Here is a 24,708-nt window from a genome sequence, read left to right as displayed (position 1 = left end):
TTACTGCCTCCTAGTTGTTTGCAAATTCACTTAAATATTCCCAACGTTCCATTTTATCTTCTAACTCTTTTTCTGCAATAGTCAACTCGTTTTGAAGCTGCTGCAATTTTGTGAAGTCGTCCCCTTGATGGTTCATTTCTTCAGCGAGTTGTGTAGTGGTTTCTTCAAGAACTTCAATCTCTGCTTCAATCGTTTCCCACTCTTTTTGTTCCATATAAGTTAGTTTGATTTTTTCTTTTTTATCACTCGTTTTTTTAAGTGGCTTGTTTTCAATTTTAGCTATTTTTTTCGATTGTTCTTTTGCGATAGTGACATATTCACTCATTGATCCAAAGTAGCTATCAATTTGACCTGATCCTTGGAAGATTAAAAGTTTGTCCATTGTTTTATCAAGAAAATAGCGATCATGTGAAACGGCAACCACTGCACCTTTAAACGATTGAATATAGTCTTCTAAAATTGTTAGAGTATCAATATCCAAATCATTAGTTGGTTCGTCCAATAATAACACATTTGGCTGAGTTATTAATAGTTTTAGTAAATAAAGTCGACGTTTTTCACCACCAGAAAGTTTTCCGATGATTGTTCCATGCATAAAACGCGGGAAAAGAAATCGTTCTAGTAATTCAGCAACGCTGATTGTTGTTCCGTCGTTTCGTTGAACTTGCTCAGCAGCTTCTTGTAAATAAGCAATCATGCGTTTATTGGGATCCATTGCTTCATTTTGTTGTGTGTAATAAGCTAAATGGACGGTTTCTCCAATAGAATAAACACCGCTCATTAAAGGAATTCTGCCAGCCAAGATATTTAATAATGTTGATTTTCCAGCACCGTTTTTTCCAGTAATACCTATTCGATCTTTCGCTTGAATTAACAAATTAAAGTCATTCAGAATTACTTTATCTTCAATCTCGTAACAACCACCTTGAATTTCTAAAACTTTTTTGCCTAGTCTTTGAGTCCCGACATCAATTTCTAGTTGATCTTTATGGTTCACTTGATTAAGGTTTTCTTTCAGATCATGAAATCGATCTTGTCGTGCCTGCTGTTTTGTGCCTCTAGCTTGTACACCCGCACGCATCCATTCCAATTCTTGTTTATATAATTGTTTTCTTTTTTCTTCTTGCTCAACTTCTACACGTTCTCGCTCGGCTTTCGCTAAAAGATAGGCTTCATAATTCCCTTTATATTCATATAATTTACCGAAAGATAATTCAAAAATTCGGTTCGTTACCCGATCTAAAAAATAACGATCATGAGTTACCATTAATATTGCTCCTCGATAGCTATTGAGGAAACTTTCAAGCCAACTAATTGCTTCATAATCAAGGTGGTTTGTTGGTTCATCCAATAAGAGCAAGTCAGGTGATTCAATCAAGACTTGTGCTAAACTGACACGTTTTTTTTGTCCACCTGAAAGTTCACCAATTTTTTTGTGCAAGGTTTCAATACCTAATTTTTGTAAAATAATCTTGGCATCTGTGTCTGCTGTCCACGCATCTTCTTTATTCATGCGTTCTTCAGCTTGAGCGTATTTTTTCTGTGCCGCTTCACTACTACCGTCTTCTGCTAATGCAAGTAATGCTAATTCATAATTTTTTACAGCTTTAATAATCGGTGTATCGCCTTGGAAAACAGCTTCTACTACGGTTAAGTTAGGATCGAATGTTTGATCTTGAGATAAATAGCCAATTTGGTATTCATTTGGTTGCTGGATCGAATTTACATCTCCATCCCCGCTGTCTTTACCTGCTAAAATATTTAACAAACTTGTTTTACCAGTACCGTTAGTACCAATTAACCCGATGCGATCTTTGTCACGGATACTGAAAGATATATGATCAAATAGTGTTTTTTCGCCGTACGTTTTAGTTAATTCGGCTATTTTTAATTCTTTCATCTGTTCACGCCCTTTTCATCCTGCTTATTGTATCAAAAATTTGTGAAAAAAAGAAGCCAGTTTTACCGACCAGCTTCTTTTTTTAAATCTCTTGACAATTTTGTTAACGGAATAGCATTCGGAATATCGTTTATTGAATAAGATTCTAATAAATTAACATTTTTGCGGTACTCGTTTGCTTCAAATGAGCTTATCTTATCCGAGATTTCGTATTCATCAATAATCTTCCGTTCTTCGTGATAGCCAATTAATAATTCCTTTACATAGTTTGATTGAGAACGAACAATAAAGGAGTCAATAAACGTTCCATCTTCCAGTCTATGGGCGAGCTGCAATCGGCTTTCGATAAAGAACCGAATAATTTCATCATCATAAACACCTTTTAAATTATCTAAACTTTTCAAAACAACTTCTGTGTTTTGTAAGAATACTTGCCGAACATTTTCAAGTTCTTCTTTTTGAAATTCTTTCCGATGTTCTTCATCTCTTTTGGTAGAAAATAGCTTAGGATGAATAAAAAATGCAATGATTTGGCGAACGAATAAGAGCCAAAATCCAATAATTGAAAGTAGTTGTCTAGCAATTGATTTTTCCATTCGTGAAATTAAACGTTCATATAAACGATAACCTTCAATACCGATTTCTTTTTGTCTAAAGCTTTCTTCCAAACCATCACGTTCAATGGAAACTATCAACGCTCTCAATTCTTGAACCTCTTGTCGTTGCTCTGATGGTAATTGCTCAGTGTATAGTTCCTTTACACGGTCTTGATAATTCTCTATCACAACGTTCATTTCAACTTGCGGATCTTCGTCATTAATTTTTTCTAACTGCTTAATAACCTCTTTCAACAGTTCAATTCCTTGAGCATTGGAACTTTCGCTCTCATCAGATTCTGTCAAAAATGGTAAAACAACAATACCGCCGATTAACGTAACCAAAATGACGCAAGCAGTAATAAATAACAGTAATGAACGTTCTGGAAATGCATCTCCATTCAAAGTAAGCGGCAAAATAAAGATAGTTGCTAAACTGACTGTTCCCTTTACACCGCCAAAAGTTAAAATCAACATTTCATTCATAGATTCCCAAAGATTTTTTATTCCATTTTTCACACTATAAATCAAGACAATAGATAAAAATCTAGCCACGAACAGCGTGACACTTAAGATCAAAATAACCAATAGTAAAAAGCTGTTTGAGTACGTTTCACTATTCCAAATAGGAGAAAAAACTTGTGACAATTCGATACCTAAAAATAAAAAAACTAACGCGTTTAAAGTAAATGTAATTGTTCCCCACGTACTCTCAGAAACACTTGACAATTCGGCTTCAAATAGTGACACTTTTTTTAAACTAGCAGCTTGCATTACACCTGCTACAACAGCTGCAATAATACCAGAAACGTGAAACAGTTCAGCAACCATATAAGCTAAAAACGGTAGTAATAACTCTAATAAAAGATAACCTGTTACATCTCTAGCCGAAGCTTTTTCTAGAATCAATACAACTTGACGTTTAATCATCACTAAAAGGGCACCGATTAAGGCTCCGCCAATACTCGAAACGACTAAACTAATTCCTGCATCAGCGATTGAAAAACTTCCAGTAAGTAAAGCTGCTAAAGCAAACTGAAAGGCTGTAACGCCAGAAGCATCATTAATCAATCCCTCACCTTCTAAAATATGCATGGCTTTTGGAGGTATTTGAATTTTACCAGACAATGAGCCCACAGCGACTGCATCTGTAGGACCTAAAGCTGCACCTAAAGCAAAACAGGCTGCAATCGGTAACGCTGGGATAATCATATGTAAGGCCCAACCAACACTAACTAGAGTGATTATGACGCCAATAAAAGCTAAAAATAATATGACACTGAAATTTTTTAGCGTTGAAGATATATCATTTCGTTCACCTTCACGAAATAGTAAAGGTGCAATAATCATTACTAAAAATATTTCCGGCTCAAAAGTAATTTCCCTACCAATTGATGTAACTCCGATAATAACACCTACGACAATTTGAACAATTGGTAGAGGAATGATTGGAACAATTCGATTGAAAACGTTAGAAAAAGTTATAGCAAATACAAATACAATTATTAAATTAACAAATTCCATCTTGTGTCCCCCTTACGAATCATTGATGTATTTGTTTGCCCAAATAGCGCAATAATTTTTCTTTTTTACAGTTGATTTTTTTTTCAATGTGATCAAGTTCTTTTTCTTTATCACATAGCTCAAGTTGTGCACGACGGGCTTCCAAGCGTAATAATTCCAATTTAACTAATTCAATTTTCTTATAGTTAAGAAAATTTCTTTTTTTGATATGCTTCTCCCATTCTGCTTTTTTCTCAGGAGAGATATTTTGATATTTTTCACGCAATTCAGCAATCCGTTGCTCTACATCTTTATTCACAACATTACTTCCTTTCAGAATTTCTGTGACAATTATAGCAAACAGAATAGGAAATACCAACATAAATTGACTATTTTATGAAAATAATTCTAAATCTGAGAAAATAGCTAATAATTACAGATAAAAACAAGATAATACTCAATAAAATCAAGTACTATCTTGTTAGATATTAATTTTCTTCATCAACTAAAATATTAATTTCTGCATTTTCATTCAAACGTTCAGAAAAGAATGCTAGTAAATCTTCTAATGGGATCGTAAATTTCATCATCGGTCCTCTATAACCATTTTTAAAATAGTTCAAACGAATTTCGTTGTTTTTAAGCAAAAGAGCTACCTTATCTATATCTTGATACATGATCCCTCTATTATCAAACGGTCCTGAAATAATTCGATCATCACAAAGTCCTTTAGCATCTAACAAAAAACTCAATAAAAGTAAAGCTGATAGAATGCTGCGGATTCTTTGATCAATCGTTTGTTCTACTAGAAAAGTAAAAGCTAACAATAGCAAACTTCCGATAATAATCAAGAAAATATAAAATTGTTTTTTTATGCTTTTAATGAGAATACTTTTCCTTACTAAAATTAGGTAAACGTACATAATTACTACAAAAATAGTAAGTAACACTGTAAATAGATTTATCCCCAAAACGCTCTCCTTTTATAGAATTGATTTGTCCTATTGTTCTTTTAAAATCTATCATTATTTTTTATTTAATTCAGTTAACTGCTGATTTATTTTTTTTATTTTATCCTTGCAAGCCAGTATATCGCGAATCATCTGATCTCGCTTATCACCAAGAGGTAATCGGTTGACCACTTGATAGTATGCTGCGAGCAGTTGAACTTGTTTCATTTTATCTTTTTGTAAGCGTTCTTCAGTTAGATTCATCCACTCGCCTCCTTTTCTTTAAGTATACCTTACTTTTAAAGGAAAATGACCACTGAAATTATTTCTTTTTAACTTTAGTTGTTATTGTAACACAGTCTTTGTATTCTAGTGAACGATATGAATATTAAACGTTTGAATTATCCTTACCTACTTTATCAAAATAAAAAAGGAACGAAACTGCTTATACAGCTTGGTTCCTTTTGATTTACTGAGCAGAGATGGCAATTCCGATTGCCTTTTCACCTAAATGAGTGCCGATAACTGGACCAAAATGGCCTATTTCAATAATTGCATCTGGATATTTTTTTTGTAATTTTTCTTTTTCTTCCTCTGCTACAGCCAAATTATTGGCATGGATCACGTAAAATTTGACCGGTCGATCAATTTCTTTAGCTCTTTTACCGATAATTTCTTCCGCACGTGCAAAAGCTTTTTTGGTTGAACGAATTTTCTCAAATAAAATAATTTTTCCATCCTCAAATGTTAAGATCGGTTTGATCTTTAACAATCCCGCTATTAACGCAGCACCGTTAGTTAAACGACCGCCACGAACTAAATTATTTAAATCTTCAACAATTAAGTAAGCATAAGTATTATCTCTAATGATATCCAATTTAGTAAATATTGATTCTAGACTAGCATTTTCTGAGACTAAGTCAAGTGCTGCTTCAACCATATGTCCCATGGGTACACTAGTAATTTTTGAGTCATAAGGATATAATGTCACACCATTAATCGAATCAGTTAAAGAAAATAATGTATTAACAAATCCGGAGATACCTGCAGATAAATGAATGCTGATAATGGTATCGTAGCCTTTTGCTGCAATACTTTCATACATTTCAATCACTTCACCTAAAGCTGGCTGAGATGTTGTAGGAAACTCCTGACTATTATTCAATAAGCCGTAATACTCATCAGCTTCAATATCAATTCCTTCATTATATATTTTTCCGTCCAAGATTACTGGTATTGGAATAACAAACAAATTCGATGCATTTTTAATCCGCTCAGGTAAGTAAGCTGTACTATCTGTCACAATAGCAATTTTCATTTTGTAACCTCGTTTCACTAATTTTACACAGCACTATTAATATAGCACAATTCACTTAATAATTAAATAAATACTTATTGTCCTAAAAATTTTTGAATCGCTTCTTGATTCATTTGTAAATCGATTTGAAGCACACTTCCAGCGTAATGAACTTCATCATTGTACCAAGAATTATCGACAGGAACAGTTAAACGTTCGATCCCTCCAGCACCTTTCAAGACCAATGAAGGACCATTTTTCAACATGAATGATGTCGGAACGTCTGTAGACATATAGCCAACTAAACGTCCTAAAGATTCTGGTGTACGAATTAATGCTAATGGGTTTTTCAATTGTCCCATAACAGCTGACATTACTTGCTGCTGGCGTCTGACACGACCAAAGTCTCCTTCTTCATCCATTCTAAAACGAGCGTACTGAAGCAACGTATGACCATCCATTTTCTGACTGCCTTTAGTAATATCTACTCCATCTAAATTCAAATCTTTTTCTGCATCAAGTTTCACTCCGCTAGGAAACATAGAATCAATAATTTTTTCAAAAGATTGAAAATCGACTTTCGCATAATAACGGCATTGGATATTGAAATTTTCTGCTAAGGTTTGACGGACTAATTCCGCTCCTCCCAGTGCATAAGAGGCATTAATTTTATTCGCATCATAGCCGGGAATGTCAACAAATGTATCACGCATAAATGAAATTAATTTTGGTTTTTTTGACGGTCCATCTAATTGTAATACCATAATAGTATCTGCTCGACCAGCATCTTCACCGCGAGTATCACTACCCAAAATTAAGATATTATTCGCACCATTTGCACTTGTAACGCCATTGAATGTTTCAACTTCTTCTTTTGGCAACGACTTATCATTCTCCGCAAAAAACTTACCTTTAAAAAAGAATCCTACTGCTAATGCTATAAGAATAATAAAAAATAGAAAGATTCGTTTGAGCCAGCTAACCCGTCTTTTCTTTTTGGGTTTCTTCTCTTTTTTTGAAGAACCTTTTTGTTTCTTTTTAGAGTCGGAATGAACAGGTTCTTGTCTTAAATTTTCATTAAAAGTTGCCTGTTCTTGATAATTATTTTGATCTTCATAATTACTTTGTTCATAAAAATCTGTTTGATTTTTTTCTTTTCTAGGATTAAAGCCTTTTTTTTCTTCAACAGGTTTAGCTTTATCATGTATATGTTTATAACGATCCACACGGCTCATTATTTCCACCTCACTTCAATTAACAACACTAATAAGCATACCTTATCTTTAGGAAAAATCCTATTAGTTAATGAAAAAATTAAAAAAAAATAAAAAGATCTTTGCAGATCTTTATACTCCGTCTATTAAATGAATGGCGTAGTTACCAAATATTTTTACAGTTCCACCCATTAGACGTAACTCTTCAATTGCATTTTCCAATAACTCTTGTGACTTTTCAACGTTAATATCAATTAGGAAAAAATATTCACCTAAGGTTGTTTTTAATGGACGTGACTCGATTTTACTTAAGTCTATTTCTCGCCAACTAAACACAGATAAAGCTTTATGTAACGCTCCTGGCATATTATTTGGCATAGTTACAGCTATCGTAAGTTTATGGGCTTCTACTTTAATCGGTAGATTAACTTTTTCCGCACCTAAAACCCAAAAACGTGTTTGATTGATTGCAACATCTTGGATGTCTTTTCCAACAATGTCAAGCCCATAAGTATCTGCTGACAGCTTCGGCGCAATTGCAGCAATTTTTTCTGCCGGGTGTTGAGCGACAAAATTTGCCGCATACGCAGTTGATGGTGTCGCTTCTAATTCTGCCATCGGAAAATGATTATGAATAAATTCTTGTGATTGTGCTAAAGCTTGCGGATGGGACAAAATTTTTGTAATGTCCCGCCATGAATCTGTATTATTTTTCGTTACCATGAGTTGCTGATAGATCGGTAGAACAATCTCAGCACCGACAGGTATGCTTGTTTGATGAAAAAGATAATCCACGGTAGTATTGACAGAGCCTTCAATTGTGTTTTCAATCGGTACAACCCCTAAGTCGACCTCACCAAATTCAACTGCTTTAATACATGCAGGAATAGAATGATACGAAACTAACGTTTCATTAGGGAATGCCGTTTTGCTTGCTGTATGTGTGAAAGAAGCTTCTGGACCTAAAAATCCGACTTTCATTGGCTCACCTACCTATATTTTATTTAATATTTCATCAACAATTTCTTCTGGTGTCCGTTCATCTGTATCTACCACCATACTGGCACTCTCTTCGTAAAAAGGTATTCTAGGTTCAAAAACTTGTTTGATTTCATCAGCAGATTTTGAGACAACTAAGGGTCTAACTGTTGTATGGTCATGTTTTAATCTAGAAATAAAGATTTCTGGTTTTGTTTGTAAATACACAACTGGAGCCATTTGTTTTAAGAGTTCACGATTTTCAGAGCGCATAACTATGCCACCACCAGTTGAAACAACTTGATTATGATCTAAATAGCGTTTTAAGACTGCAGTTTCTTTTTCTCTGAACGCTTCTTCGCCATACAAATCAAAGTATTCTTGAATAGTCATGCCAATCTCTTCAACGATTTTATCGTCAAAATCTATGTGTTTCATTCCAGTTTTTTGAGATAGAAGTTTTCCTACCGTTGTTTTTCCTGCTCCCATAAATCCAATCAAAATAATTCCCTTCATGATCTTGCCTCCGCTTATTGGTATAATTTGTTTAAGTCTTCAAAAAATGCTGGATAGGAAACTGAGATTGCTTCTGCTTTTTCTAGTTCAACCGTTCCAGATTTCACTAAAAGAGCTGCAATCTGAAGCATCATCCCAATCCGATGATCGCCGTAGCTAGTCACTTGAGCTTCATGTAAATTTGTTTTACCATGAATAATTAGCCCGTCTTCTGTCGGTTCGATATTTGCCCCCATTTTAGCTAACTCATTTGCTACAGCATCAATCCGGTTCGTTTCTTTAACTTTTAATTCTTCTGCATCACGGATGATTGTTTTACCTTGCGCTTGAGTTGCCAGTAGTGCAATAATCGGTAATTCGTCAATTAATCTTGGAATAATTTCGCCACTAATTTCAATACCTTTAAGCGTACTAGTTTCAACAGTGATTGTACCCGCTTTATTTTGTTTATTGCCCGTTTCTTGAATCGTTAATTTCCCACCCATTTGCTCGATAACATCTAAAATACCTGTTCGAGTCGGATTTAATCCAACATTTGTCAGAGTGATTTTGCTGTTTGGAATGATTAAACCTGCCACAAGGAAAAAAGCCGCTGAAGATATATCTCCAGGCACATAAACTTCTTGACCCGTCAATTTTTGAGGACCCTTGATCCGAATTTCTTTTCCTGAAACAGTAATTTCGCCGCCAAATTGACGAATCATATCTTCGGTATGATCTCTCGTTCTTTCTTTTTCAATGATAGTTGATTCACCTTGAGCTTGTAGTGCAGCAAAAAGAATTGCTGATTTCACTTGAGCACTAGCTACTGGCATTTGATAGTGGATTGGTTGCAATTGCTCTGTTCCGCAAACAGTCAGCGGTGGAAATTCTGTACCGTCATGTCCTGAACAAGTCGCTCCCATTTGATTAATAGGCAGCATTACTCGGTTCATTGGTCTTTTCGCAATCGAATGATCTCCAAAAAGCTCAGTTGCAAAAGGACGGCCTGCTAAAATCCCCATAATTAATCGAATAGTTGTACCAGAATTTCCTACATCAATCGCTTGTTTGGCTTGTTTGATTCCAGAGAAGCCTGTTCCGTGAACAATAATGGTTGTCCCATCATCTTCAATCTTCACACCTAAATCTTGAAATGCTTTTAAAGTACTTAAACAATCATCCCCTCGTAAAAAATTTTTGATTGTTGTTTTTCCTTGTGCTATCGCCCCAAACATAATACTTCTATGTGATATTGATTTATCGCTTGGCACCTCAATCTGTCCTTCTAGCCCTGTTTTATTTATTGCTAATTCCAAAATATCCCTCCTAATTTATTCCTACTCCTATAAGAAAAAGAATTTATTTTTCGTAACATAAATAATCCGTCTCTGTTTCAATCGCTTTTTTGGCTAGAATTAAATCTTCTGCCCGCTTAAAGGTCAATTGTAAAATACCATAAATATCTTCCCGCGTTTCAAGAATTTTCAAATTAATCAAAGAAAGATTCGCTTTGCCTAATAAACCAGTGATCTCAGCGATTACACCTGGAACATCAGGCACATCGACAAACAAGTCATGAAATGCTGGTATTGCGCCTTCTTTGTGAATCGGCATTTGATTTCTCGTTTCTTTCGCATCAAAAAAGAATTGGAAAATAGCAGCTTTATCCTCAGTTTGAATCCAATGATAGACTTGTTGCATTTCTTTTTCCCAACCAGTCATTAACTGCATTAACGCTTCTTTGTTGCTAAGCAGAATGTCTGTCCACATTTGCGGATCAGACGAGGCAATCCTCGTAATATCTCGAAATCCCCCTGCAGCTAGTTGTCTGGAACGAGGATGTTCTTCGTTAAAGACCTTACTTTGATTGACTAAACCAGCAGCGATAATATGTGGTAAATGACTTAACATTCCAGTAATTTGGTCATGCTCTTTTGCAGATAAAATTACAAATTTGGCCCTTGTTCCTTTTAATAATTCTTTTAATCGGTCTATAGAACTTTGTTCGTTTGAAGATGAACTCGTTAAAATATAGTACGCATTTTCAAATAAATTTTCGTCAGCAGCTGTTACTCCTGATTTATGAGAACCAGCCATGGGATGTCCACCGATAAATCTATTTAAGCCAGCTTGTTTAGCTGTATTTAAAATCTCTTCTTTGGTACTGCCGACATCTGTGACAATAACTGATTTTTTAAGTGAAAGCTGACCTAATTGTTTTAATTGTTCTAAGGTACTTTTGACAGGTGAACACAAGAAAATAACATCTGCATTTGTAGCTTCTTGTTCAAAAGTTGTTGCTCGCCGATCGATAAATTTTCGTTTCAATGCAAATTCTTCTGAAGATTTTTGTTTATCAAATCCGATAATTGTCGTATTTGGGTGTTCCTTTTTTATACACAATGCTAATGAACTGCCGATCAATCCAAGTCCAATGATAAGTACTTGTTTTTCCATCCCGCTTCACTCTCCATTTTTTATTTCTTTAAAATGCTTGTGAATAACGGCGATAAGCTGCAACGTCTTCTTTCATCTGATCGAACGCATCGCTATGAAATTTTTCCAACATCGCTTGTGCTACTTCGGTTGCAACAACAGCTTCACAAACGACGCTGGCTGCTGGAACAGCTGTACTATCAGAACGTTCAACACTGGCTTTATATGGTTCTTTGGTATCGATATTTACGCTTTGAAGAGGTTTGTATAGTGTGGGAATTGGTTTCATCACGCCTCGTACGATAATTGGCATACCGTTAGTCATACCACCTTCAAATCCACCTAAATTATTTGACGTACGTGTGTAACCTGTTGCTTCATCCCATACAATTTCATCCATTACTTGGCTACCTGGTTTAAAGCCCATTTCAAAGCCGATTCCAAACTCTACTCCTTTAAATGCATTAATGCTAGTTACTGCTTGAGCAATTTTTGCATCTAATTTACGATCCCACTGAACATAGCTACCCAGTCCAATTGGAACACCGCCAACGATAACTTCAACAACACCACCAATAGTGTCACCATTTTTCTTAGTTTGGTCAATTAATTGACGCATATCTTCTTCAACATTTGAATCTAGCACACGCACGTCAGAATTTTCGGAGCGTTCTTGTATTTCTTTGACTGTCAAATTATTTGGTATTTCTGCTTTAATTCCGCCTAAAACTGCTACATGTCCAGCTACATCAATATCTAATTCCTTCAGTAATTTTTTCGCAACTGCGCCGATTGCTACACGCATTGCTGTTTCACGAGCAGAAGAGCGTTCTAGAACATTTCTAAGATCATCATGTTGATATTTAATACCACCAACTAGATCTGCATGCCCTGGCCGAGGTTTGTTCACTCTACGAATTTTTTTCTCTTTTTCTGAAACTTCTTCAATTGACATAACTGAAGTCCAGTTTTTCCAGTCTTTATTTTCGACAATTAGTGTAACTGGTGAACCAAGTGTTTTACCATGACGAATTCCAGATGTAATTTTGACTTGATCTTTTTCAATCAACATTCTTCCACCACGTCCGTAACCAACTTGTCTTCTAGCTAGTTCCAGATTAATATCTTCTGGAGACAACGGCATACCAGCCGGTAAACCTTCAATAATAGCTGTTAATTCTGGTCCGTGTGATTCTCCCGCTGTAATAAATCGCATTCCAATTCCTCCTAGTCTAAATAACTCTTCATTTCTTCAATAGGAATCCGAACAATTTTTGCTTGTCCAATTGATTCCAATAAGATGATATTAATTTTACCGCCACGTGTTTTTTTATCATGGGTCAGTGCCGCATACAGCGCTTCTTTTTCCCATTTATCTGTCGTAATCGGTAAATTAAACTTTTGAATTAATTCATTAAGTTGCTGGGTTGTTCCTAAAGGTGTAAGTGCCTTTTCTTCAGCAACTCTAGTAATTTGACTCATCCCGATTGCCACACCTTCTCCATGAGTCAGCACTCCATAACCAGCTGTATTTTCTAATGCATGACCAATTGTGTGTCCAAAATTTAAAAGTAAACGAACGCCATTATCTAACTCGTCTTCTTCTACTACTTTTCGTTTAATTTTACAACATGCTGTAATAATATCGACAGAGTGTGTCAATAAATCCTGTTCATCTTTTAAAGCCAGCAATTGTTGCCATAATTCTTTATCTGCAATAGCGGCAGATTTAATAATTTCTGAAATACCTTCTCTAACTCGTCTGATTTCCAGTGTATTTAGCGTATCAGGATCAATCAAAACACCATCAGGCTGGGCAAAAGTTCCTACTAAATTTTTGGCTTTAGTTGTGTTAACTGCTGTTTTTCCACCAATACTGCTATCTACTTGGGCTAATAATGTTGTTGGTACTTGTAGAAAATGCAGCCCACGCATATAGGTCGATGCAACAAAACCTGCTAAGTCACCAACCACACCGCCACCTAAAGCGATAATCCCGTCACTGCGCGTTAGTCCTTCATCAGCCAAAAAATCATAAATTTGTGCTGCTACGGTCAAACTTTTACTTTGTTCACCAGCTTCAACCACAAAGATTGATGGCTGAAACCCAGCTTCTTTTAAACTATTCTGAACTTGTTCTGCATAAAGTTTTTGAACATTCGTATCTGTAATGATAACAACTTTTTGCGGTGTCCATAATTGTTTTGTCCAATTGCCAATTTCTGCTAATAAACCTTTTTCGATCGTTAAATCGTAAGAATGATTTGGTAACGTCACCGTGAGTTTCATTTTTTCAACTCCTATACTTAGGCCAATGCTGCTATTTCTTTCATCGCTTTTTCCATGATATGAACTTCTTGCATCATACGTAGGTATGTTTTCTCGTTTAATGATTGTGGTCCATCTGACCAAGCATTGATTGGATCTGGATGGATTTCAACAATTAGTCCGTCAGCTCCAGCTGCTACTCCAGCTCGTGCCATTGGGGGAACTAGATCCCAAATACCAACTCCATGACTTGGATCAACAATAATTGGAAAATGACTTAGTTTTTTGATTAATGGAACGGCGCTTAAATCAAGAGTATTTCTTGTTGCTGTTTCGTAAGTACGAATACCACGTTCAATGAAAATAACATTAAAGTTACCTTGCGCTGCAATATATTCAGCAGCATTTAACCACTCATCAATTGTACCTGAGATGCCGCGTTTTAAGCCAATTGGTTTGCCTGTTTTTCCTACAGCTTCTAAAAGTTTGAAGTTCTGCATATTTCTTGCACCAATTTGTAAAATATCACTGTATTGAGCTACCATATCAATATGAGCTTCATCCATAACTTCTGTAATAACTTTCATATCTAGTTCATCCGCAGCTTGACGAATGTATTTCAAACCTTCTTCTTCTAAACCTTGGAAAGCGTAAGGTGATGTTCTTGGTTTAAAAGCTCCGCCGCGTAAAATAGTTGCTCCACCAGCTTTAGCGATTCTTGCACATTCACGAATTTGATCTAAACCTTCGATTGAACAAGGTCCGGCCATCATAGTCATACTGCCATCACCAATTTTAACACCATCAACATCGACAACTGTATTTTCTGGATGAAATTCACGGCTTGTTAATTTGTAGGTCAATGAGATTCTAACGGCATTTTCTACCCCTTCGTAACTATTGAAAGCTACATCTTGCATTTTTCTTGTGTCTCCAACTAAGCCAATAATTGTTTGTTCTTTGCCTTCACTCAAATGAACTTCTAAACCTTCTTTTTTTACTCGTTCGATTACCGATTTAATTTGTGCTTTTGTTGCTTCTGATTTCATAATTACGATCATGGTATTTTCTCTCCTCAATAAATTCTATATTAGTTGTTTTCAATAATAGGTTTTACAATATCTATTGGCATTTCTTGTCCCGTCCATTTTTCAAATGCCGCCGCACCTTGATAAAGCAGCATGCCTAATCCGTTGTTTGTTTTGGCTCCGCGTAAGCGGGCTTGTTTTAAAAATTCTGTTTCTTTTGGTGTATAAATTACGTCACAAACCGCTAGATCTGGTCGGATAATTGAAAAATCTTGAATTGGTGTTTGGTTTTCTAAAGGCTTCATTCCAACGCCTGTAGCATTTAATAGTAACCTACTTTCAGCTACATCTTTTGCTAAAGTTTGCTCATCTGCTAAATCTTTTAATGAAATAAGACAGTCAGTATTATTAGAAATAAATGCTAATTTTTCTTTGATTTTTTCATAAAATTCATCTTTACGATTGTAGACTGTAATTTCTTTCACACCATCTAGTGCTGCTTGAACAATAATTGCTGTAGCTGCCCCACCTGCACCAATGATCGTCATTTTCTTACCGATGATATCGACTTCAATATCTTGCAGGCTCCGCATAAACCCTGTTCCATCTGTATTATGACCAGTTAACTTTCCATTATCATTTGTAATTGTATTCACCGCACCAATTAAGCGGGCTGCTTCACTTAATTCATCCATAAATTCAACAGCTAAAATCTTGTTAGGCATTGATAAATTGGCACCTATCATATCCAAATTCCTGATTGAAGCAATTGCTTGTTCTAACCCTTCAGTACCTACTTCAAATGCAAGATAAACTGCGTCAATATTTAACGCTTGAAACGCTGTATTATGGATCATGGGTGAAACACTATGACGAATAGGTGTTGCAAATAATGCCGTTAGTCTGGTATGACCTGTGATTTTGTTATCCATTTTTTCCTCCTCAAGCAATTTATTTAATCTAAACAAAAAAGGTGTTCACGTAAATTTTTAGAAAAATCTACAGTGAACACCTCACAAAAATAGGTAAAATAAAAGCCACTATAGATTTCTCATCTACGCGGCTGAAAGTCATCTCAAAATCCCCTAGCCATCATAGATACAAACTTGCTAGTCTGCATCCATAATGTTTATGAATACAAACTCATCTAAAATAGCTAAAGTAATAATTATTCAGTTGTAATTGGTTATGCTTCATGGTTGTCATATGAATCACTCCGTAACTGATTATTTAAGAATTGTTCTTAGTATATACCTATTCAATCTTAGTGTCAACACATTTTCCTATTTATTGCTAATTTACCTAAAAGTGGTGCTGTATCTGATTATATTTTATTGACTGTTAAAATAATCTTTCCTTTATTTTTATTACTTTCCATATATTCGTGAGCCGCATCTACTTCATCAAGAGAGAAAGTAGAATCTACAATAGGCTTTAAGTGACCTGATGTAAAAAGTTGACTTGTTTTTTCTATAAATTCTTTAGTTAAATCTGATTTATAAGCATCGCTTCTTGGGGTAAGTAAAGTTCCTGTAATTGTCACTCTTTTTTCTAGCAACTGCATTAAGTTTACCTCATTAACCATACTGCCTCCTAAAATACCAATCAGAATCATGCGACCATCATATGCCAAACTATTCAAGTTTTGTTTCCAGTAAGATGCACCGACAAAATCTAAAATAACATCTACACCTTCTCCAGCAGTTGCTTTTTCAATTCGTCGATCAAAATCTTCTTCATGATAATTAATCAGAACGTCGGCACCAAGTTTTTGACACAATGCAAGTTTTTCTACGCTCCCAGCTGTGACAAAAATTTTGGCAGATGTTAATTGTTTTACCAATTGGATGGCAGCAGTACCTACCCCGCTTGCACCCGCATGTATTAAGACCTTTTCGTTGTTCTTCAATTGACCTAACCAAAATAACGTTTGATAGGCCGTAAGAAATACCTCAGGGATGGCTGCTCCTTCTTCAAAATCTAAGCTATCAGGTAGCAGCATAGCGTTACCAGCATTCATCACAGCAAACTCTGCGTAACCGCCGCCATTGACTAAACCCATCACGCGTGTGCCTACTTGGAAGCTATCGCTATCACTCTCAACAACTATTCCTGATACCTCTACTCCTAATATCGAATTTCCTTGTGGCAAATTTCCTGTTTTTTTAGCAATCAAGTCTGTACGGTTTATCGCTGCTGCACCAACTTTTACTAAGAGTTGACCGGCTTTACGTTCCGGTATATCAATATTTTCACATAGCTGTAAATGAGCTTGATTATTCTCGCTGATTCTTTTGATAGCTTTCATTAGATGCTCCTTTTATTCATTTTATGGATACAAAAAACCGTAGAACTTCAATAGAAGTCCACGGTCTACTTTTAAAATTATAATTCTTCACCATATACATCATCAACTGTTTGTTTTGGATCGATAACAATGTATAAGCTTTTTGTTTTTTCACTAACTTTAGTAGATTGGTAAACGTTATCCAATCCTTCGTCTGTTTTGTCTTTGTATGGGAAATACACTAAATCTGGTGTGCCAGTTTTGTATAAAATTTCCATACGTTCAATATCTTCATATTTTAAAGCGCGGGCAAACATACCTAATTCTAAACCGCCAAGATTGATATCATGTGTTTGTACATGATCACCTTCTTGGAAAATTTCGATTTTAAAACCTTCACATGGGTGGATTTCCATAAATTCACTGCCATGGATACGGCCAAAGCTAGTTGTGATTTGTTTAATCCATAAATCTCCAATAAAACGACGACCAATTGTCCAAGTTTCGCCATTTCTAAAATAAAATTTTAAGCCTGTCATTTCTCTACTCATAATAAAAATCTCCTTACTAAAATAATTTCTACACTACCAAGTTTAGCATAACTTCATTTGTCGGTCACACTATTAGCTTGTTTGTTCTGAAAGTCCTAATTTTTTTAAAAACGGCTCTGATAAGATAACAGCTCGTTGATGATTTCCAGTAGCAACAACCTGATCGTTATCAAAAACATCAAAAGAAAAATTTATTTTTGTTTTTTCTTGTGACTCCACTTTGACTTTTACTTGAATGTTAGCTCCAACTTTAGAAGGTCGTAAGTGTCTCGCGTTAATTACCGAACCAACACTTGTTTCTTCTGGTGCAAGAGCTTTATTCAAATATTCTTTCGCCGTGTATTCTACCATTGCCAACATTACTGGTGTAGCTAAAACTTCTAAATCACCTGAACCAATTTCCTTTGCAGTATCTTGAGACCCAACAACAAAATTTTTCGAAAACTCCTCCACTTTTTATCACTCCTTATTGATTGTATCCTTTGCAAATGAAAGTAAGTCTTTTTTTGTATTAGCTACTTGACTATTTATCACTGCTGATTCGAGTGTTTCAAGCAGATCACCCAACCATTTTCCTGGTTTTTTATCAAAATAATTTAATAGATCATTACCTGATACAAGAAGCTGCTTTCGATCATGAATCGGCAAGCGTAAATATTGTTCTTTAACTTCTTCAAGTGTACTCTTTTTATCAAAATAAAACAATAATTTTTCAACAGATAACGCTGTTTCTAAACCTAACTGAAATAAATCTTGCGAACACCAGTTACCAGATAATCGTCTGTTTAAACCATAAAGTAATTGTTGTACTTCATGAATTAAGTGATTAGACAATTTCCATGCTTTCAAAAAGTCACGAACTTCTTTCTCTGATAAATTTAGTAATTTTAATAACAATGCCCATGCTTGACTCTCAGTTTCTAATTGCTTGTTTGGTAAGTCAGAAAAACGTAATAATTCTTCACCATAATTTCTTAATCCAGGACAATATTGATAGCATTCGGTTTTGATAAAAGGCAATAACGCTTTTTTTCTGTTTTTACCTAAAAGAAGTTTACTAAATTCGACTGAAATTCGTTCAACTGAAATTTTTTCTAATAATGGATGAAATTCTTGGATTGCACCTAATGTTTCTGATTCGATTGTAAAACTCAGCTGGCTAGCAAAACGTAACCCACGCATCATTCGTAAGGCATCTTCATGAAATCGTTCTTTAGGATTGCCGACAGCTCGAATAATTTGCTGCTGTAAATCTGCCATTCCGTCGAATAAATCAATAATTTCCCCTGACACATCCATGGCCAGTGCGTTAATCGTAAAATCACGCCGTTTCAAATCTTCTTTTAACGATCGAACAAACGTAACTTTATCTGGTCGTCTGAAATCTTGATAAGTAGATTCAGTTCGAAAGGTGGTTATTTCATATTGTTCATCATTGGACAAGACTAATACCGTGCCATGATCGATACCAACATCAATGGTTCGTGGAAAGATTTGCTTGATCTCTTCTGGATAAGCGCTGGTAGCTATATCCACATCATGGATTGGTTTATTTAATAAGGCATCACGAACGCTGCCACCGACAAAATAAGCTTCGAATCCGTTTGCCTGAATTTCTTCTAATACTCCAATCGCTTTTGTAAATTCATCTGGAATGATGTCTAGCTTCATAATAGATTTTCCAATCCATAAACAAGTTTTTCTAAGTTCACAACTTTTTCACAACCTAAAGCAACTCCTGTCATAAATGAACTGCGATCATACGAATCATGCCTGATTGTCAAGCCTTCTCCTACTCCGCCAAATTGGACTTGTTGATGAGCAATTAAACCAGGTAAACGAACACTATGAATCTTCATACCATCAAAATCTGCGCCACGTGCACCTTCAATTAACTCCTCTTCTTCAAGATGTCCTTGTTTTTTAGCCGTACGGACTTCACTCATCATCTCAGCTGTTTTTAAAGCTGTTCCGCTCGGCGCATCCAATTTATTGTCATGGTGTAATTCGATAATCTCTACATCAGGAAAATATTCCGCTGCTTTTTGAGCAAATTGCATCATTAAAACCGCGCCTACAGCAAAATTAGGAGCAATCAAACCACCCACTTTTAATTCTTGTGAACGTTCAGTCAATTTTTTTAATTGATCTTCTGTCAATCCAGTTGTGCCAACTACAGGCGAAATCTTATGCTCAATAGCAAAACGAGTATTTTCATATGCAACAGCTGGAATTGTAAAATCAATCCACACATCCGGCTGAACTGAAAGAACGTCTTCTTTCGTTTTAAAAATGGGTATATCAATTCCTGGGTAATCCACTATTTCATTCAAATTCACTTTATCTTCAAATGGGTCCAAAACACCAACTAATTCAAAATTTTCACGTTCTAAAACCATTTTAGTAGCGGTAGCTCCCATTTTACCTTTAAAACCTGCAACTAGTATTTTAATCATTTGTTTGCCCGTCCTTTCGTTCAAAACGATATTTATCCCGTTGATTGAATTTCTCCATATTTTTTTGAAAAGCTTGCGTTAAATCTATATCTAGCGAATTCGCCATAATCATGGTGACAAATAGTACATCGCCTAATTCTTCAGAAACAGTTTTTGGTTTTTCATCCATTTTTTTAGGTTTTTCACCATAATAATGATTAATTTCCCGAGCCAGTTCACCCACTTCTTCTGTTAGACGAGCCATTTGACTTAATGGAGAAAAATAACCTGTTTTGAATTGTTGGATATAGTCATCCACCTCTTGCTGCATGGAATGTAAGGATTGATTTGTGTCTGTCATTTTACCCCAACCTTTCTTACTCTTTATCTTATCAAAAAGTCTGCAATCTGGAAAGGTTCTACTTGTTGTTTTATCTTTAGAATGATAAAGTGATTACTGGGTAAGGGATAGCTCGAATTAGAGTAAAAAGCCCTTGACATTGGGAGTGAACAAGATGATTGAAGAAAAAAAATTTTATGTAAAAGATGTTCTTTTAATTTTAGCTGGAACGTGTCTTTATGCATTTGGTTTGGTAACTTTTAACATTGCTAATGATCTAGCCGAAGGTGGTGTAACAGGGATTACGCTGATTTTACGTGCACTTTTTCATATTGATCCAGCCTATTCAACTTTAATTATCAATATTCCGCTAATTTTGATTGGAGGAAAAGTTTTAGGGAAACATTCTTTCTACTACACGATTTTAGGGACAGTTTCTCTCTCTGTTTTTTTATGGTTATGGCAGCGATTCCCGATAGAAGTTAATTTGGATCATGATTTATTAATTGCATCATTGCTGGCCGGGCTTGCGGCTGGAATCGGCAGTGGTTTTGTTTATCGGGTTGGTGGTACAACAGGAGGTACTGATGTTATTGCCCGGATTTTAGAAAAAAATTACGGGATAAGTATGGGACGATCTCTGCTTATTTTTGATATCTTCGTGTTAGTCCTTTCTTTAAGTTATATTGATGTTAAACGGATGATGTATACATTAATTGTTTCATTTGTTTTCAGTAAAGTTGTTGATTCTGTAATTGATGGCGCTTATGCTGCTAAAGGAGTTCTGATTATTTCCGATTATACTGAAGATATTGGAGAAGTCATTATGGCCTTATTAGAACGTGGAGTGACTTATTTAAACGGTCAAGGCGGGTATTCTCAACAAGATAAAAAAGTCTTGTATATCGTTGTCAGTCCAAGTGAAATCATGGAAATTAAGCGGATTGCTCATGAGCTGGACCCTAAAGCATTTCTTTCGGTCATTAACGTCCATGAAGCTGTTGGCGAAGGTTTTACTTATTCCCGTCCAACAAGAGCCGTTTTCAGAAAACGCAAAACTGTCGCATAATAAAAAACAAGCCCAGAACAAGTAAACGGATGTTCTGAGCTGTTTTTTAAGTATTTTGAAGTCTATTCAATTCATCAGTTAATTCTAAAAAAGCTTCATAATTGTTGTCTTCTAACGCTAAATCAATTTGCTTGTATAAAAGATCCATTTTCGCTTGTTTCTCTTCCTCTACAAAAAATGCATTGATATTTTCAACAATTTCTTCGCTGATCTGCTCATTCCATCGTGCATATGGATTGTCTTCTAAAATAGATAGATATTGACTATTCTGCCAAGATGCATCAAAGATACACTCAAGATACAAAGCGTCTTTCCAATTCATTCGAATTTCATGAAAAATTTGATCGGTATCAGTAAATTCTTTTCCCGATAGAAATAACTTAATCGGTTCACCATCAATCTCGTTTGATGTAACTTTCAATCCGCGCGTCGCTTTATCTGCTTTTTCAACAAAATGGACATTATTTAAAATAGCTTCATGATTGATTAGATAATTTAAAATCCACAAAACTTCTCTTTGGCTAAATGAAATATTATTAACTAACCAAACTAAGAATTCTTTTTTATCTGAGACATTGACAAACATGTTGACCACCTATCTTTCTTCAATATCATCCAACAATGATTGTGCTTCATTATCGCCTGGTTCATGCTGTAGGTAGTGCGTTAATAATTCTTTGGCCTTTTCCAACTGTCCCTCTTCACGAAGAAAAACAGCATATTCTTTCAGAAATTCAGGCTCGTGACTCAATTCTTGATAGGCTTGTTCGAAATGAACTTTGGCTAAATCAAATTCTTCGAGTTCATTATAGGCGTGTGCTAAATTCCATTCACCATACGGATGCCCTTGTTCTTCCATTTGCTTGACTGTTTCGATTACTTCATCAAATCGTTGTTCGTTTAAATATAAATTACTCAGAGTAAGTCTTGTTTCATCCGCCTTTTCACCAAGTTCAAGAGCTTGTTTTAATAATACCTCTGCTTGAGCAGTATCATGTAAACGATAAGCATTTTCAGAAGCTAACTGATATAAATCAACTTGGAATGGATTTTCCTTGATTCCTTCAGCTAACACTTCACGAGCTTCTTCCAATTGTTCCTCTTCCTGTAACGCTTCACCTAATGATAAATAAAGGGATTGATAATGTGGATTTAGCGCCTTAAGTTGCTGTAAAAGTGCGATCGCCTTTTGATTTTCGTGTAACTGTAAATAAGTGAAAGCTAATTGGAATAAACGATCATCTGTCTGGTCTTCATTAATAGCTTTTTCTAAAAATGGAATGGCTTCCTCAAATTCTCCCAGCATGCTAAAACTTGAACCAATTCGCTCATTCATAGAAACACTAGAGATTTCAGTTACTTGAGCTTCTAATAATTCCTGATACATCTCCGCTGCTTCACGAAATTGACCATTAACAAAATACAACTCACCTAAAGCAAATTGGATCAATGGTTCATCTGGTAAAATACGCTGTGCTTCCTTTAATTTTGCTTCACTAACTTCCGGAATACCAATAACTTGATACAAATCTGCTGTCACAAGTAAACTTTGAACATAGCTATCACTTTCTTTACTAACTTTTTCTAAATAGGCAAATGCTTCGTCAACCAAATTATTTTCAATTGCAATTTCTGCTAACGGAATATTCAAGCCGTCCACATTTGGAAATAGTTCTACTAAATGTTCAAATACTTCTTTTGCTTCTTCTAAAAAACCTAGAGACAATAGTTCCTCACCTAAATCAGCCAGTGTATCATCATCGTCTTTTCTAATGGCTTCTTGAAGAAATAATTGGGCTTGAGCTAAATCTTCATCATGCAAAGCATGTAACATTTTTTCACTATACGTTGTCATTTATATGTCCTCTAATCTCTAATAATGTTGTTTTATACTTTTCTACGGTCATCAATAACTCTTCTGTTGTAGGTAACTGAATACTATCAATCTCCCCTATTTCTTTTAAACATAGTGCTGTTTGACCTCGATCTATGCATTTTAACACACCTTCTACATAATCGCTCACTAATATTTGTTCAGGAAAATCTACTGGAAATCCCAAACGAATCAGCCAGATAATAAAATTTTTATAATGAAACGAAAATTGGTTCTTTTCTTGTGACCAAAGTAATTGTAACAAACAACCTAGAAGGCGTTTCATATGACTGGATAAAAGAGAACCATTCACTGATTCTGAAAATCCTTGTTCAAATAGTTTACCAAACTGATCGATTTCGTTTCCTGATTGTTCGTAATAACGAATCATTTCATCCAGCATACCATTAAACGACTGTTGATTTAATCGGGTTTGAGTACTGTAGTTTTTAAAAAGCATTCTTAGAAATTCATGACTAGACACTAACCCACACCGGATAAAAACAAGAAAATCAACCAGTTTGCCTTCTCCTTGGTCCGTCGTTAACGTCCGATCATAAATAATCTTTTCTGCTAAAACTGGTATTTGTAAAACAGGTCGGTTTTTCAACTCAATTTGAGCACTTCCAATTAAACTTTTGCTGAAGGAACGAATCGAGAGCGGTAGTAACCAACATGTTGATTTTAACACAGCTGATTGATGTAAAAAATTAGTTAGTTGAATAACGCCTTCATTTCCAACACCTAAAAATAAATACTCTTCCTGTAAATTAAAGTCCGCTAAAAAAGCTAATAAATTTTCCAACTCATTCAAATTATTACAACGAGCGTCGTTTTTACAAATATACCAGTCGAGTGCTTGCTTATTTTCAAACAACTGCACCAGCTTTTCAGAAAACAAATCATAGTAACGTTGATTCGTGATTAAAAAAATGTGCTTTCCGTTAGTTGAATTGTGCTTAATCTGAGATGCAAAAGTTTCACCATAGATAATGGTTGATTGAAACCGACTTTTCTTATAGATTTTTTCCATCACGAACCTCCCTCTTCTATATTTTACCATTACTTACTACAAAACCAAAAGAGGTAGAGTCCCTATTTTAAAATAAATCGTTTAAGCAATAAAATATCGATACTTTATTTTTTCTTAACCAAATACATGATTTATTCATTAAAAAATCGAATCTCTTCAAGCATTATTATTAAAATAACCTTATTTTATTGTTATAATAAATTTATTCTGTTAGAGTACTTAATAAAAAACATAGCGCACTTTTTTATCAAACTACTTTAATCAGAATAAAGAGTGATTCGGTCAGATACAAATAATTAGTATTTAAATGTATACTGCTTTAAACATAACTAATTATTTCTTATCCTTTAAGAGGTTTGACAAAAGTCGTTTAGACTTGAGCAAACGGACTAGAACCCGCACAATGCGTTTTAAGCATTGTGCGGGTTTTACGAAATTGTCGAAGCCTTGAA

25 protein-coding genes are annotated in these 24,708 nt (G+C 35.2%); 1 reads left to right on the top strand and 24 read right to left on the bottom strand.

The window, feature by feature from the left end:
- Positions 1-10: 10 nt before the first annotated feature.
- From C240_RS02270 to C240_RS02170, 21 genes are all read right to left on the bottom strand, one after another.
- A complete protein-coding gene (locus C240_RS02270) occupies positions 11-1,900 on the bottom strand; it encodes an ABC-F family ATP-binding cassette domain-containing protein (RefSeq protein ID WP_271490555.1) in 1,890 nt (629 codons plus the stop codon).
- 62 nt (positions 1,901-1,962) lie between these two features.
- Entirely contained in the window at positions 1,963-4,020 is a 2,058-nt protein-coding gene (locus C240_RS02265) for a cation:proton antiporter (RefSeq protein ID WP_271490552.1), read from the bottom strand.
- A gap of 19 nt (positions 4,021-4,039) precedes the next feature.
- Positions 4,040-4,318 carry a hypothetical protein gene (locus C240_RS02260; protein WP_271490549.1) on the bottom strand — a complete coding sequence of 93 codons (279 nt, stop codon included), beginning with the start codon at positions 4,316-4,318 and terminating at the stop codon, positions 4,040-4,042.
- A gap of 169 nt (positions 4,319-4,487) precedes the next feature.
- The gene (locus C240_RS02255) at positions 4,488-4,826 is read right to left on the bottom strand and encodes a hypothetical protein (protein WP_271490546.1); all 339 of its coding nucleotides are present in this window, start codon (positions 4,824-4,826) and stop codon (positions 4,488-4,490) included.
- 198 nt (positions 4,827-5,024) lie between these two features.
- The gene (locus tag C240_RS02250; RefSeq protein WP_271490543.1) at positions 5,025-5,213 is read right to left on the bottom strand and encodes a hypothetical protein; all 189 of its coding nucleotides are present in this window, start codon (positions 5,211-5,213) and stop codon (positions 5,025-5,027) included.
- Between the two features lie 205 nt (positions 5,214-5,418).
- Positions 5,419-6,267, bottom strand: coding sequence for a DegV family protein (locus C240_RS02245; protein ID WP_271490541.1), 849 nt, complete (start codon positions 6,265-6,267; stop codon positions 5,419-5,421).
- 74 nt (positions 6,268-6,341) lie between these two features.
- Positions 6,342-7,481 (bottom strand): LCP family protein, encoded by a 1,140-nt coding sequence (locus tag C240_RS02240; RefSeq protein ID WP_271490539.1) that lies wholly within the window; start codon positions 7,479-7,481, stop codon positions 6,342-6,344.
- Between the two features lie 111 nt (positions 7,482-7,592).
- Positions 7,593-8,441, bottom strand: a complete 849-nt coding sequence (gene pheA / locus C240_RS02235) for a prephenate dehydratase (protein ID WP_271490537.1) — start codon at positions 8,439-8,441, stop codon at positions 7,593-7,595.
- A 12-nt stretch (positions 8,442-8,453) separates the two neighbouring features.
- Positions 8,454-8,954, bottom strand: coding sequence for a shikimate kinase (locus C240_RS02230; RefSeq protein ID WP_271490535.1), 501 nt, complete (start codon positions 8,952-8,954; stop codon positions 8,454-8,456).
- A gap of 14 nt (positions 8,955-8,968) precedes the next feature.
- Complete coding sequence (gene aroA, locus C240_RS02225; RefSeq protein ID WP_271490533.1) at positions 8,969-10,252, bottom strand: 3-phosphoshikimate 1-carboxyvinyltransferase; 1,284 nt, start codon at positions 10,250-10,252, stop codon at positions 8,969-8,971.
- A 43-nt stretch (positions 10,253-10,295) separates the two neighbouring features.
- Complete coding sequence (locus tag C240_RS02220) at positions 10,296-11,393, bottom strand: prephenate dehydrogenase (RefSeq protein ID WP_271490530.1); 1,098 nt, start codon at positions 11,391-11,393, stop codon at positions 10,296-10,298.
- Between the two features lie 28 nt (positions 11,394-11,421).
- Complete coding sequence (gene aroC / locus C240_RS02215) at positions 11,422-12,588, bottom strand: chorismate synthase (protein ID WP_271490527.1); 1,167 nt, start codon at positions 12,586-12,588, stop codon at positions 11,422-11,424.
- 11 nt (positions 12,589-12,599) lie between these two features.
- Complete coding sequence (aroB, locus tag C240_RS02210; RefSeq protein ID WP_271490524.1) at positions 12,600-13,661, bottom strand: 3-dehydroquinate synthase; 1,062 nt, start codon at positions 13,659-13,661, stop codon at positions 12,600-12,602.
- Between the two features lie 17 nt (positions 13,662-13,678).
- On the bottom strand, positions 13,679-14,701 hold the full coding sequence (gene aroF / locus C240_RS02205; RefSeq protein ID WP_271490521.1) for a 3-deoxy-7-phosphoheptulonate synthase: 1,023 nt from the start codon (positions 14,699-14,701) through the stop codon (positions 13,679-13,681).
- Between the two features lie 29 nt (positions 14,702-14,730).
- Entirely contained in the window at positions 14,731-15,600 is an 870-nt protein-coding gene (aroE, locus tag C240_RS02200; RefSeq protein WP_271490518.1) for a shikimate dehydrogenase, read from the bottom strand.
- A 392-nt stretch (positions 15,601-15,992) separates the two neighbouring features.
- Complete coding sequence (locus C240_RS02195) at positions 15,993-16,967, bottom strand: NAD(P)H-quinone oxidoreductase (protein WP_442896570.1); 975 nt, start codon at positions 16,965-16,967, stop codon at positions 15,993-15,995.
- A gap of 86 nt (positions 16,968-17,053) precedes the next feature.
- Positions 17,054-17,506, bottom strand: coding sequence for a hypothetical protein (locus C240_RS02190; protein WP_010764973.1), 453 nt, complete (start codon positions 17,504-17,506; stop codon positions 17,054-17,056).
- A gap of 72 nt (positions 17,507-17,578) precedes the next feature.
- Positions 17,579-17,959, bottom strand: a complete 381-nt coding sequence (locus C240_RS02185) for a thioesterase family protein (protein WP_271490510.1) — start codon at positions 17,957-17,959, stop codon at positions 17,579-17,581.
- A gap of 6 nt (positions 17,960-17,965) precedes the next feature.
- Complete coding sequence (locus C240_RS02180) at positions 17,966-19,177, bottom strand: CCA tRNA nucleotidyltransferase (protein ID WP_271490507.1); 1,212 nt, start codon at positions 19,175-19,177, stop codon at positions 17,966-17,968.
- The gene (gene dapB / locus C240_RS02175; RefSeq protein WP_271490504.1) at positions 19,174-19,962 is read right to left on the bottom strand and encodes a 4-hydroxy-tetrahydrodipicolinate reductase; all 789 of its coding nucleotides are present in this window, start codon (positions 19,960-19,962) and stop codon (positions 19,174-19,176) included. Before dapB ends, C240_RS02180 begins: the two co-directional genes overlap by 4 nt.
- Complete coding sequence (locus tag C240_RS02170; RefSeq protein WP_271490501.1) at positions 19,955-20,302, bottom strand: nucleotide pyrophosphohydrolase; 348 nt, start codon at positions 20,300-20,302, stop codon at positions 19,955-19,957. The genes dapB and C240_RS02170 overlap by 8 nt, the downstream gene beginning before the upstream one ends.
- Before the next feature lie 154 nt (positions 20,303-20,456).
- On the opposite strand from C240_RS02170, the gene C240_RS02165 reads away from it, so the two are divergent.
- Entirely contained in the window at positions 20,457-21,350 is an 894-nt protein-coding gene (locus C240_RS02165) for a YitT family protein (protein WP_333908785.1), read from the top strand.
- Between the two features lie 46 nt (positions 21,351-21,396).
- Here C240_RS02165 and C240_RS02160 read toward each other — a convergent pair whose 3' ends face one another.
- The 3 genes from C240_RS02160 to C240_RS02150 are packed head-to-tail and all read right to left on the bottom strand — an operon-like array spanning position 21,397 to position 24,256.
- On the bottom strand, positions 21,397-21,936 hold the full coding sequence (locus C240_RS02160; RefSeq protein ID WP_271490498.1) for a ReoY family proteolytic degradation factor: 540 nt from the start codon (positions 21,934-21,936) through the stop codon (positions 21,397-21,399).
- Positions 21,937-21,945: 9 nt separating this feature from the next.
- Entirely contained in the window at positions 21,946-23,205 is a 1,260-nt protein-coding gene (locus C240_RS02155) for a tetratricopeptide repeat protein (protein WP_271490495.1), read from the bottom strand.
- Positions 23,192-24,256, bottom strand: coding sequence for a hypothetical protein (locus C240_RS02150; protein WP_271490492.1), 1,065 nt, complete (start codon positions 24,254-24,256; stop codon positions 23,192-23,194). The genes C240_RS02155 and C240_RS02150 overlap by 14 nt, the downstream gene beginning before the upstream one ends.
- Positions 24,257-24,708 lie beyond the last annotated feature (452 nt).

Source organism: Enterococcus sp. 5H (assembly GCF_028128615.1).
Taxonomy (GTDB): Bacteria; Bacillota; Bacilli; order Lactobacillales; family Enterococcaceae; genus Enterococcus_L.
Note: the sequence above shows the minus strand (reverse complement) of the source record. Positions and strands in the feature narration are given on the sequence as shown.

Excerpts from the sequence above, each read along its gene's own strand:
- C240_RS02270 (WP_271490555.1), bottom strand. The coding sequence starts at position 1,900 with ATGAAAGAATTAAAAATAGCCGAATTAACTAAAACGTACGGCGAAAAA.
- C240_RS02265 (WP_271490552.1), bottom strand. The coding sequence starts at position 4,020 with ATGGAATTTGTTAATTTAATAATTGTATTTGTATTTGCTATAACTTTT.
- C240_RS02250 (WP_271490543.1), bottom strand. The coding sequence starts at position 5,213 with ATGAATCTAACTGAAGAACGCTTACAAAAAGATAAAATGAAACAAGTT.
- C240_RS02245 (WP_271490541.1), bottom strand. The coding sequence starts at position 6,267 with ATGAAAATTGCTATTGTGACAGATAGTACAGCTTACTTACCTGAGCGG.
- C240_RS02240 (WP_271490539.1), bottom strand. The coding sequence starts at position 7,481 with ATGAGCCGTGTGGATCGTTATAAACATATACATGATAAAGCTAAACCT.
- pheA (WP_271490537.1), bottom strand. The coding sequence starts at position 8,441 with ATGAAAGTCGGATTTTTAGGTCCAGAAGCTTCTTTCACACATACAGCA.
- C240_RS02230 (WP_271490535.1), bottom strand. The coding sequence starts at position 8,954 with ATGAAGGGAATTATTTTGATTGGATTTATGGGAGCAGGAAAAACAACG.
- C240_RS02220 (WP_271490530.1), bottom strand. The coding sequence starts at position 11,393 with ATGGAAAAACAAGTACTTATCATTGGACTTGGATTGATCGGCAGTTCA.
- aroC (WP_271490527.1), bottom strand. The coding sequence starts at position 12,588 with ATGCGATTTATTACAGCGGGAGAATCACACGGACCAGAATTAACAGCT.
- aroB (WP_271490524.1), bottom strand. The coding sequence starts at position 13,661 with ATGAAACTCACGGTGACGTTACCAAATCATTCTTACGATTTAACGATC.
- aroF (WP_271490521.1), bottom strand. The coding sequence starts at position 14,701 with ATGATCGTAATTATGAAATCAGAAGCAACAAAAGCACAAATTAAATCG.
- aroE (WP_271490518.1), bottom strand. The coding sequence starts at position 15,600 with ATGGATAACAAAATCACAGGTCATACCAGACTAACGGCATTATTTGCA.
- C240_RS02190 (WP_010764973.1), bottom strand. The coding sequence starts at position 17,506 with ATGAGTAGAGAAATGACAGGCTTAAAATTTTATTTTAGAAATGGCGAA.
- C240_RS02180 (WP_271490507.1), bottom strand. The coding sequence starts at position 19,177 with ATGAAGCTAGACATCATTCCAGATGAATTTACAAAAGCGATTGGAGTA.
- dapB (WP_271490504.1), bottom strand. The coding sequence starts at position 19,962 with ATGATTAAAATACTAGTTGCAGGTTTTAAAGGTAAAATGGGAGCTACC.
- C240_RS02170 (WP_271490501.1), bottom strand. The coding sequence starts at position 20,302 with ATGACAGACACAAATCAATCCTTACATTCCATGCAGCAAGAGGTGGAT.
- C240_RS02165 (WP_333908785.1), top strand. The coding sequence starts at position 20,457 with ATGATTGAAGAAAAAAAATTTTATGTAAAAGATGTTCTTTTAATTTTA.
- C240_RS02160 (WP_271490498.1), bottom strand. The coding sequence starts at position 21,936 with ATGTTTGTCAATGTCTCAGATAAAAAAGAATTCTTAGTTTGGTTAGTT.
- C240_RS02155 (WP_271490495.1), bottom strand. The coding sequence starts at position 23,205 with ATGACAACGTATAGTGAAAAAATGTTACATGCTTTGCATGATGAAGAT.
- C240_RS02150 (WP_271490492.1), bottom strand. The coding sequence starts at position 24,256 with ATGGAAAAAATCTATAAGAAAAGTCGGTTTCAATCAACCATTATCTAT.